At 63.1% G+C, this 10,408-nt stretch carries 8 protein-coding genes and 1 pseudogene; 4 read left to right on the top strand and 5 right to left on the bottom strand.

Annotation, left to right across the window (positions count from 1 at the left end; all coding sequences use genetic code 11):
* The 5 genes and pseudogenes from L979_RS04025 to L979_RS04005 all read right to left on the bottom strand — a co-directional run.
* Window positions 1–705: pseudogene (locus tag L979_RS04025) on the bottom strand (SAM-dependent methyltransferase); the annotation flags it as partial.
* A 115-nt stretch (window positions 706–820) separates the two neighbouring features.
* Complete coding sequence (locus tag L979_RS04020; RefSeq protein WP_047689521.1) at window positions 821–1,576, bottom strand: ABC transporter ATP-binding protein; 756 nt, start codon at window positions 1,574–1,576, stop codon at window positions 821–823.
* Window positions 1,573–2,634 carry an iron chelate uptake ABC transporter family permease subunit gene (locus L979_RS04015; protein WP_047689519.1) on the bottom strand — a complete coding sequence of 354 codons (1,062 nt, stop codon included), beginning with the start codon at window positions 2,632–2,634 and terminating at the stop codon, window positions 1,573–1,575. The genes L979_RS04020 and L979_RS04015 overlap by 4 nt, the downstream gene beginning before the upstream one ends.
* Before the next feature lie 13 nt (window positions 2,635–2,647).
* Window positions 2,648–3,655, bottom strand: coding sequence for an ABC transporter permease (locus L979_RS04010; RefSeq protein ID WP_047689516.1), 1,008 nt, complete (start codon window positions 3,653–3,655; stop codon window positions 2,648–2,650).
* A 7-nt stretch (window positions 3,656–3,662) separates the two neighbouring features.
* Window positions 3,663–4,643, bottom strand: a complete 981-nt coding sequence (locus L979_RS04005) for a siderophore ABC transporter substrate-binding protein (protein ID WP_047689513.1) — start codon at window positions 4,641–4,643, stop codon at window positions 3,663–3,665.
* Window positions 4,644–5,148: 505 nt separating this feature from the next.
* Between L979_RS04005 and groES the strand changes: the two genes are divergently transcribed.
* The 4 genes from groES to L979_RS03985 form a co-directional block, all read left to right on the top strand.
* Window positions 5,149–5,445 (top strand): co-chaperone GroES, encoded by a 297-nt coding sequence (gene groES / locus L979_RS04000; RefSeq protein ID WP_047689510.1) that lies wholly within the window; start codon window positions 5,149–5,151, stop codon window positions 5,443–5,445.
* A 5-nt stretch (window positions 5,446–5,450) separates the two neighbouring features.
* Window positions 5,451–7,052, top strand: coding sequence for a chaperonin GroEL (groL, locus tag L979_RS03995; protein WP_047689507.1), 1,602 nt, complete (start codon window positions 5,451–5,453; stop codon window positions 7,050–7,052).
* A gap of 166 nt (window positions 7,053–7,218) precedes the next feature.
* The gene (locus tag L979_RS03990) at window positions 7,219–9,456 is read left to right on the top strand and encodes an acyltransferase family protein (RefSeq protein ID WP_231559385.1); all 2,238 of its coding nucleotides are present in this window, start codon (window positions 7,219–7,221) and stop codon (window positions 9,454–9,456) included.
* A 42-nt stretch (window positions 9,457–9,498) separates the two neighbouring features.
* The coding region (locus L979_RS03985; RefSeq protein ID WP_156125378.1) for an IMP dehydrogenase at window positions 9,499–10,408 on the top strand (910 nt) is incomplete at its 3' end.

Below are 10,408 nucleotides of genomic sequence, written 5' to 3'. Positions count from 1 at the left end.
CAGGGCGTTGAACCACAGCACCACTTCCACCACGTCCCCGCGATGCGAAACCCACTGGGCTTCACAATCGGCCGGGATGGCTGAGTGCGGCATGCCGGGGCCCATTTTCACGCCCATGGGAATGCCGGTGGCAGCCAACTCCTGGACAAAGGACAGCGGCGGGGAGAATGCTTCAGGATCAAAAATGCGCTGTGAGGAAGCCGAACGCGGGCGGTCATCCGTACGCCGCGCCGGATCCAACCACAGGGAGTGGGGGCGGCCTCCGGGGACGGAGTCCCAATCGATGGCTTGCGCATCGCCGGCCACCACCTGGGCGTTGGGGAAGGGCATCAGGTTGACGGTGGCCACCGCAGCGGTGGTGTGGTCTCGCTCCACCGCCACTACGCTCAGGCCCAGGCCCGCCAGCGCCATGGAATCGGCACCGATTCCACACCCCAGATCTGCCACAGACGTGATGTCCGCATCCACAAACCGCTGGGCGTGCAAGGCGGAAACCTGCATACGTGTGGCCTGCTCCAACCCGGTTTGGGTGAACAACATGCGGGAGGCGAATTCGCCGAATTTTTCGGCACCGGCTGTTCGCAGGCGGGACTGGGTGAGTGCCTCGGAGACAACCTCGGGGGCAAACCCCTCTGCCCGCAGCCGGGTGGACACGGCGAGCACCTGGTCCTCGCTATAGGGACCCAGGGAATCCACAAGGTGCATGCCCTCAGGGGTGAGCAGTTGCGCCAAGGGGGTTGCGTCGTCGTGGTTGTCGGAGGGGAGGTGGGGTCTCACCTGGACCACGCTACCTGCCCGGGAACGGGCCTGAGAGACGGGTTCAGTAGAAGCAGGCCAACCGACCGCGCGGACCGTTGATGCACTGGACCGGGGTCTCAAACACCCGGCTGAGCAGATCATCAGACATGATCTCCTCCGGGGTTCCGAACTCGGCTATTTGACCGTCCTTGACCGCACAGATGCGGTCCGCGTAGTGGCAGGCAAAGTTGATGTCGTGCAGCACGATGATGATGGTGCGCCCCAATTCCCTGGCCGCTTGGTGAAGGTGTTGCATCATCTGCACGGAGTGGCGCATGTCCAGGTTGTTCAGAGGCTCGTCCAGGAGCACGTAATCCGTTTCCTGGCACAGCACCATGGCCACGTAGGCGCGCTGGCGCTGACCGCCGGAGAGCTGGTCCAGGTACCGGTCCTCCAACCCGCCCAGGTCCAGGAAGTCGATGTAGCGGGAGATGATCTCCTCGTCCAGCAGCGTCAGGCGACCCTTGGAGTAGGGGAAGCGGCCGAATCCCACCAACTGGCGCACGGTCAACCGGGTCACGTAGTGGTTCTCCTGGCGCAGGATGGAGACGATCTTGGCCAGGTCCTTGGACTTGGTGGTGGACACATCCAGCCCACCCACTTCAATCGCACCGCGGTCCACGCCCAGCAGCCGGCCGATCATGGTCAGCAGCGTGGACTTCCCGGCACCGTTGGGTCCCACCAAGGCCGTGATGCCTCCGGCGGGAAGTTGGAGGTTGACCGGGCCGATCGAAACCTCACTGTTGTAGCTCTTGGCAACGTCCGTCAGGGTGATCACAAGCGTCCCTTTCGCAGGATGACGTACAGGAAGACCGATCCGCCCACTAACTCGATGATGATGCCCACCACACCTTGGGCGTAGAACACGTGGTTCATCACAAAGTAGGCGCCGGTGAGCACCACAAAGCCGGTGAAGAAGGCCATGGGGAACACGAATCGGTGGTCGTAGGTGTCGGCGAACTGGTAGGCCAATGTGGCCACCAGGAAGCCCAGGAAAGTCATGGGACCCACCAAAGCGGTGGAGATGGCCATCAGGATGGAGACCAGAAACAGCACCTTGATGGTTTCAAACCGGTGGTTCAGGCCCAGATTGACGGTGGAATCCCGGCCCAGGGACACCAGGTTCAGGCGCCGGGCGTTGAACCACAGGGCCGCCCCGGCCACCAGGCACAGGGGGATGGCGATCGGCAGGTAACCGGCCTCTGCATTGGTCACGGAGCCAAAGAGCCGGGCGGAGAGCAGATCGAACTCGCTGGGGGAGAGCAGGCGCTGCATGAACGTGGACACGGAGCCCAGCCCGCCGCCGATGATGATGCCCACCAGCAACATCACCTGCATGTTGCCGTACTTCCCGGAGAGCAACCAGCCGTAGAGCAGCAACGCGAAGGTCACCATCACGCTGATCTGGAACAAGAACTGGGGAGTTCCGCTGAAGGCAATCAGCCCGGCGGCCCCCAGCAGGTACACCGTGGAGGTCTGGATGGCCACGTAGAGGGACTCAAAACCCATGATGGACGGGGTGATGATCCGGTTGTTGGTGACGGTCTGGAAGCTGACTGTGGCCATGGCCTGGCAGAAGGCCACCACAGCCATGATGATCACGTTGGTGGTCCGCATCTCCGCGATCCGCCAGAATCCGGAGCTGCCGTACGGTGCGGGGTTGTTCCAGGCCAGCAGCCCGAAGCCGAAGGCCGCCGAGGCCACCACCATCACCAACAGGATGGTGAAGTACCGGCGCTTGGCGGCGGACGTGGGGAAGGCGCTGGCGCCGTGGCGCACCTGCGTCACCCGGGGTGTTCTGAGTGCCGTGCCGGGTCGTCTGATCTTCTTCTGCATCACTGCCCCCGGCCTAAGCACGACGCCTCTGACGCAGCAGCAGGAAGATGAACACCACGGCCCCCACGATTCCCAGGATCACGGAGACCGGGACCTCGAACGGCATGATGATGGTCCTCGCGATCAAGTCGCAGACAGTCACGATCGCAATGCCGAGCAGGCACACCCACGGCAGGTTGGAGCGCAGATCGTCCCCTCGGAACATGGACACGATGTTCGGCACGATCAGCCCCAGGAACGGCAGATTCCCGACGACGACCGTCACCACCCCTGTGGCCACGGCAATCAATCCGGTGCCCAGCAAGATGATCCGGTTGTAGTTCAGCCCCACGTTGGTGGCGACGTCCTCACCCAGACCCGCCACGGTGAGCCGATCCGCCACCAAGAACACGGCCACTGCAATCAGGGCCACGATCCACAGCAACTCGTACTGGCCACGCAGCACGGAGGTGAAGGAGCCTGCAAACCACACCCCCAGGTTCTGCAGGGTGTCCGTCTGCAAGGCGATGAACGTGGAGATCGAGCCCACCACGGCTCCCAGCATGATGCCGACGATCGGCACGATCAGGGAGGACCGCAGGGAGACTCGGCGCAGGAACAGGAAAAACACCATGGTGCCGATGAAGGCTGCGATCACGGCCCCGGTCATCCGACCGATGATGGAGGCGGTGGGGAAAATGATCATGACCGTCAGCAGGCCCAGTCCGGCCCACTCGGTGGTCCCCGTGGTGGTGGGTTCCACAAACCGGTTCTGGGTCAGCAACTGCATGACCAGACCGGACATGGCCATGGCTGCACCTGCCAGGACCAACGCGATGGTCCGGGGGATGCGGGTGATGGCGAACATCTGACCGCCGTCCCCTGCGCCGAAGACGTCGTAGACGCCAGTGGTGAGGGACAGCATCAGAAGTCCTGCCACACCCACAACGCCGAGCAGCAGCTTCCAGTCGAACAACCTCCCCTTGAATCGATGCTCGGGGCGGGTTGCCGTGGTGGAAACTGCTGCTCGTGGTGGTGTCATGGGTGAATCAGCTCTTGTTCTCCATGGCATCGGCCAGGGCGTTGAAGAACTCGGTGTAGGTCTGGATGCCCTCGTTGGTGTAGGTGTCGCTGGGCATGTAGACCACGTTGCCCTCCTGGACGGCGGAGACGTTGCTCAAGGCCTCGGAGCCCTGGATCACCTGTTCGGCAGGCGTGTAGTCCTCATCCGCGCTGACTGCGGCGTCCCGGTCCATCACCAGGATCCAGTCCGGGTTGGCATCGGCAATGGCTTCCACGGAGATGTCATCACCCTGGTGGTCGTCACTGGCGCCTTCGATCTCCAGAGCGGGGGTCAACCCCAGAATCTCGAAGACCGGGCCCAGGGTCCGGCCCACACCGGGTGCGATGTAGCCGATTTCGCCACCTGAGACGTTGACGGCCATGACCGTCTCACCCTCCTGGTAGGCGTTCTTGACGCGTTCAATGGCGTCATCCAGATCCTGGTTGATCTGGTCGGCCTCATCTTCCTTGTCAAAGATTTCGCCCAAGGTGGAGGTCTGACGCTTCAGTTCCTCATCAAAGGGCTCGCCGTCACGGGGATCCAGCTCCACCAGGGTGGCGTCCGGGGTCAGCTGCTGGAAGTCGTCGTAATAGTCGGCAAAGCGCTGGCCGTTGATGATCAAGTCAGGGTCGGCCGCCACCACGGCTTCCAGATCGGGTTCGCGGTGGTTGCCCAGATCAATGACGTCTGCGTTCTCCGTGTAGGAAACGGTGTCCGGCATGATCGGCTTGGGGGCGGCAGCCAGCTCAACATCCCATGTGTCCAGCGTTTCGAAAACGCGGTTGTCCGTGGCCACCACGGTTGCGGGCGGAACCTCCACGGACTGGGTGCCGTGGTTGTCCTCAACTTCAACGGTGGTGGTCTCACCGTTGGATTCCTGGTTGCCGTCTGAGGTGGCGCCGCAAGCGGACAGGGCCAGAGCCAGAGCACCGGAGAGAGCCACCCAGCGGGTGCGTGGGGAGAGCATGGAGATCCCTTCTGCGTGAACCGGTTGAGACGTACGTGAAGGCCATGTGAAAGGTGGCGTTCACGGACACAACCGGTGGATGTGGTGCGCGCGATGACATAGGGAAGGCTAGCCTAAGTTGATGAGTCAGATCGCATGTGAGACAAATTAAGACATACACATGTTCGCTAATTCTGGTGTCTTGGTCATGTGGATGAATCCTCCCGCTTCAGGATTCCGCTCACAGCTACCCCCTGGCACTCGCCTTGACCGACTGCTAGGGGCCTCTTACAGTGAGCGTTGGCACTCTCCCTGGGAGGGTGCTAATGGGATTCGGGCCGATCGGCACCGCGACGACGATTGGCACCCCCGCAGGTCAACATCCACGTCAAGATCCCCGCGGCATCGCCGTCGAACCTGGTTCGGTGGCTGCCTTGCCCGGGGAGCAGCAGCTTGTGTGGATGGGACATGACAAGCACAAAAACTCAACTGGGACTCACACTCGAGTCCAAGAAAAGGAGACATCGTGTCGATCTCCATCAAGCCGCTCGAAGACCGCATTGTTGTCCAGGTCGTTGAGGCCGAGCAGACCACCGCTTCCGGTCTGGTCATCCCGGACACCGCCAAGGAGAAGCCCCAGGAGGGCAAGGTCCTGGCTGTTGGCCCCGGCCGTTTCGACGAGTCCGGCAACCGCCTTCCCATGGACGTCAAGGAAGGCGACGTCGTGATCTTCTCCAAGTACGGCGGAACCGAGGTCAAGTACGGCGGTCAGGAGTACCTGGTGCTGCCGGCTCGCGACGTCCTCGCCGTCGTCGAGAAGTGATCTGAATGCCCAAGCAGCTCATTTTCAACGAAGACGCACGCAATCATCTGAAGGCAGGCGTCGACAAGCTGGCTGACACCGTCAAGGTGACCTTGGGCCCGCGCGGCCGCAACGTGGTGCTCGACAAGCAGTGGGGCGCCCCGGTCATCACCAACGACGGCGTGACCATCGCGCGTGAGGTCGAACTCGATGACCCTTACGAGAACCTGGGTGCACAGCTGGCCAAGGAAGTCGCCACCAAGACCAACGACGTCGCAGGTGATGGCACCACCACCGCCACGGTGTTGGCCCAGGCCCTGGTGAACGAGGGTCTGCGCAACGTGGCCGCCGGTGCGGCTCCCGCTCAGATCAAGAAGGGCATCGAGGCTGCCGTTGAGGCCGTCTCCCAGCGTCTGCTGGATGACGCCCGCCCCGTCGAGGGGGAGCAGACCGCCAAGGTTGCTGCCATCTCCTCCCAGTCGGAGGAGATCGGTGAGTTGATCGCCCGTGCCTTCTCCGTGGTGGGCAAGGACGGTGTGATCACCATCGAGGACGGCTCGGGTACCGAGATCGAACTCGAGGTCACCGAGGGCATGCAGTTCGACAAGGGTTACCTGTCGCCGTCGTTCGTCAAAGACGCCGAGCGCCAGGAAGCCGTGATGTCTGACGGCTACATCCTGCTCTACCAGGGCAAGATCTCCTCCGCTGCCGACATCATGCCGGTGCTGGAGAAGGTCCTGCAGGCCAAGAAGCCGCTGACCATCATTGCCGAGGACGTCGAGGGTGAAGCCCTGTCCACTCTGGTGGTCAACAAGCTGCGCGGCAACCTGGATGTTGTGGCCCTCAAGGCACCGGGCTTCGGGGACCGCCGCAAGGCGATCCTGGAAGACCTGGCAGCCTTGACCGGCGGCACGGTGGTGACCTCCGAGCTGGGAATCACCCTGGAGCAGGTCACCCTGGATCAGCTGGGCACCGCCCGCACGGTCACGGTCACCAAGAACGAGACCACGATCGTGGACGGCGGCGGCTCAGCGGATGCCATCCAGGACCGCGTGGCCCAGATCCGTGCCCAGGCCGAGCGAACCGACTCCGAATGGGACCGGGAGAAGCTGCAGGAGCGGCTGGCCCGCCTCTCCGGTGGCGTGTCCGTGATCAAGGTCGGTGCAGCCACGGAGGTCGAGGCCAAGGAGCGCAAGCACCGGATCGAGGACGCCGTGTCCTCCACCCGTGCCGCACTTGAGCAGGGCATCGTCGCCGGCGGTGGCTCCGCCCTGGTGCACGCCTCCAAGGTGCTGGATCAGGATGACCTGGGTCTGACCGGGGATGCCCTGGTGGCGGTGGACATCCTGCGCCGCGCACTGCGTGAACCCCTGCGGTGGATCGCTGCCAACGCGGGGCAGGACGGCTACGTCGTCGTCTCCCACGTTGCTGAGATGCAGCCAGGCCACGGGTACGACGCCAAGGCCGGTGAGTACACCGATCTGCTGGCAGCCGGGATCATCGACCCCGTCAAGGTGACCCGTTCGGCCCTGCAGAACGCAGCCTCCATTGCAGCGCTGGTGTTGACCACGGAAACGTTGGTCACGGACAAGCCTGCAGAGAAGGATGCGCACGGTCACCAGCACTGAGGTGGTTGCCCAACCAGCTGTGACCGGCGGATGAACGCCGCATGACGTGATGAGCCTCGCCTCCCCGATGACGGGGAGGCGAGGCTTTTCGCTGATAAGTTCATGCCCCGGGTGGTCCCGGGGAGAGTGGCCACCCGGAAGACGTCACACAGTGATCGAGGAATCCATGGGTGAACAAGCGGTGCCGTGGGGACAGACTCCTGCAACAGGACGCATGGGGCACTCGACAGCAGCTGGGCACGGGACAGGAACTGGGCGCGGTGCAAAGGTTCAGGGCCAGGGGACAGTCGGCCTGGACCCCGCCTCCGTGGACCGCGTGGCTCGCTACTCCGGCTTCCGACCGGAAATCCAGGGCCTGCGTGCCGTGGCCGTGTTCATGGTGGTCTCCTACCACATCTTCTTGGGCCGGGTTTCCGGTGGCGTGGACATCTTCCTACTGATCTCCGCGTTCTTCATGACCCTGTCCTTTGTGCGCAAGCTCGAGGGCGGACGCCCTCTGCAACTGGGGCGCTACTGGTTGCACACGTTCAAGCGGCTGCTTCCGCTGGCGGTCATCACCGTGTTGGGAACCTTGGTGCTCACGGCCATCTTCTTCCCGCCGTCGCGCTACCAAGAGGTCCTTGACCAGTCCGTTGCCACGGTGACCTACACCCAGAACTGGGAACTGGCCTTCACCCAGGTGGACTACTACGCTGCGGACCGCTCCACGGCCAGCCCGCTGCAGCACTTCTGGTCCTTGTCCGTTCAAGGTCAGGTCTTCCTGCTGTGGCCCTTGATCTTTGGTCTGAGCTGGTTGATCGTCAAGCGCACCCGGTTGAAGGTGGTGCCGGTTCTGGCCACGGCCTTCGGCCTGGTGTTCGTCTCCTCCCTGGTGTTCTCCATGATCACCACGACCTCCCAGCAGGAGTTCGCCTACTTTGACACCCGAACCCGTCTGTGGGAGTTCGCACTGGGATCCCTGCTGGCCCTGGTCATCCCGTTCCTGAACCCGCCGCAGTGGTTGCGTGTGCTCCTCGGATGGGCCGGATTCATCTCCATGATCCTGGTGGGTCTTGTTGTGGATGTCCAAGGTGCATTCCCCGGGTGGATCGCATTGTGGCCGTTGCTCTCTGCCGCCGCGATCATGATTGCCGGTCAGTCCAATTCGCCGCTGGGCCTGGACCGGATCTTTGCCTCCCGGGCTCTGGTGAAACTCGGGGATGCCTCCTATGCCCTCTACCTGGTGCACTGGCCGCTGTTGATCACCTACCTGGTGGTGCGGGACCGGACACAGGCGGGACCGATCTCCGGCGTCGTGCTGATTCTGATGTCCTTGGGTCTGGCCATTGCGGCCACCAAGTTCATTGAGCGTCCGTTGAAGAAGTGGAAGTGGCCTGAACTCACCAAGCCCCGCTTGGCCGGTGCCGTGGCGGTGTGCCTGGCTGTGGGGCTTGCCCCGGTGCTTGCGTGGCAGGGCGCGATTGACAACCAGGTGGAGAACGCGGCCATGGGTCCCACGGTGGACAACCCCGGCGCCTACGTCCTCCAGCCAGGTTTTGAGTTCACGGGCAACGCGGGTGCGCCTGCGCTGCCGCTGCCCGGGCAGCTGGATCGCCAATCACCCAATCGTGGCCCCTCCTGCCCGGATGACTGGAACATCCCGGAGGTTTCACAGGAGCAGTGCACCAACGCCACCCCGGAGATCCAGAATCCTGACCGGACGATCCTGTTGATCGGCAACTCCCAGACCGAACACTGGTTGGATGCCCTGCGTCCGTTGGCTGAGGCCGACAACTGGCGAGTGGTCACCTACATCGGCCCCGGGTGTTTCATCACCAGTGACCAGGACCAGGCCTTTGAGAACTGCATCCCGTGGCTGGATGGCGTGGACCCGTTGATTGATGCCGTTGATCCGGATCTGATGGTCACCACCTCCACCTTCACCAACTCCCAGGTGGAGTACGACCGTGCCGGGTTTGTGGATCGGATGCAGCGCTACACGGATGAGGGGCACCGGATTCTGGGCATTCGAGACATTCCCCGGTTTGACGACTGGTTGATCGAATGTGCCATGGATTCCGGGGACCCCACTGATCCCGAGTGCACCGGCACCCATTCCATGTTGGGCACCCCGGATCCCATGCAGGGCATGGCTGACGAGAATCCGCTGTTCTCCCAGATCGATCTGCTGGATCAGGTCTGCCCGGAGCAGCAGTGCCCGGCCTCGATCGGCAACGTCTACGTTCAGCGCGACGGTGGGCACCTGACGATTCCTTTCACCAAGTCCTTGGCTCCGGTCTTTGCCCAACGGTTCACGGAAGCCGTGGAGTCCGACGGTTTTGACGTGCCGGTACAGCCTGATCTGCCCTTGCCGCAGGATGCTGAAGACACCTTCGACCCGACCAGTGACCCCACGTACTTCTGAGCGCGGCAGGCCAGTCCGTGCCGCCCATGACAGGCGCATAGAATGGCCGCACAGTCATTGACGAAAGGTGCCGTAGTGTCCCAAACCCCCGTGCCCACTGCTTTGTCCGAGGATCCCTTTGGCTTCACGGGGCTGACCTACGACGACGTCCTGTTGCTGCCCGGCAACACCAACGTGATCCCGTCGGAGGCCTCCACCCGGTCCCGGCTGTCCAAGCGGATCGAATTGGACGTCCCGTTGCTCTCAGCAGCCATGGACACGGTGACCGAGTCCAAGATGGCGATCCAGATGGCGCGCCTGGGCGGCATGGGGGTTCTGCACCGCAACCTCTCCATCCAGGACCAGGCGGAGAACGTGGACCGGGTCAAGCGCAGTGAGTCCGGAATGATCACCGCCCCCGTCACCGTGGGACCTGAGGCCACCATTGCCGAGTTGGACCGTCTGTGCGGTTATTACCGGGTCTCCGGTCTGCCGGTGGTGGAGGACGGCAACCGCCTGGTGGGCATCATCACCAACCGGGACATCCGCTACCTGCCGGAGGCCGACTATCAAACCCGCACGGTGCGCGAGATCATGACCCCCATGCCCCTGATCACGGGGCATGTGGGCATGAACAAGGAGGAGGCCTTCAAACTGCTGGCCTCCAATAAACTGGAGAAGCTGCCACTGGTGGATGACGCCGGGCGGTTGACCGGTCTGATCACCATCAAGGACTTCACCAAGGCCGAGCAGTACCCCAACGCCTCCAAGGACGATGAAGGCCGCCTGCGCGTGGGCGCTGCGGTTGGTTTCTACGGGGACGGTTGGGAGCGGGCCATGGCGTTGGTGGAGGCCGGCGTGGACGCCTTGTTCATCGACACCGCCAACGGCCACTCCCAGGGCGTGTTGGACATGATCGCCCGCCTCAAAGCGGAGGCTGCCGTTGACCACGTGGACGTGATCGGCGGGCAAG

This window comes from Kocuria sp. ZOR0020 (assembly GCF_000800955.1).
In the GTDB taxonomy this organism is placed as follows: Bacteria; Actinomycetota; Actinomycetes; order Actinomycetales; family Micrococcaceae; genus Kocuria; species Kocuria subflava.
Note: the sequence above shows the minus strand (reverse complement) of the source record. Positions and strands in the feature narration are given on the sequence as shown.

Excerpts from the sequence above, each read along its gene's own strand:
- L979_RS04015 (WP_047689519.1), bottom strand. The coding sequence starts at position 2,634 with ATGCAGAAGAAGATCAGACGACCCGGCACGGCACTCAGAACACCCCGG.
- L979_RS04010 (WP_047689516.1), bottom strand. The coding sequence starts at position 3,655 with ATGACACCACCACGAGCAGCAGTTTCCACCACGGCAACCCGCCCCGAG.
- L979_RS04005 (WP_047689513.1), bottom strand. The coding sequence starts at position 4,643 with ATGCTCTCCCCACGCACCCGCTGGGTGGCTCTCTCCGGTGCTCTGGCT.
- groL (WP_047689507.1), top strand. The coding sequence starts at position 5,451 with ATGCCCAAGCAGCTCATTTTCAACGAAGACGCACGCAATCATCTGAAG.
- L979_RS03990 (WP_231559385.1), top strand. The coding sequence starts at position 7,219 with ATGGGTGAACAAGCGGTGCCGTGGGGACAGACTCCTGCAACAGGACGC.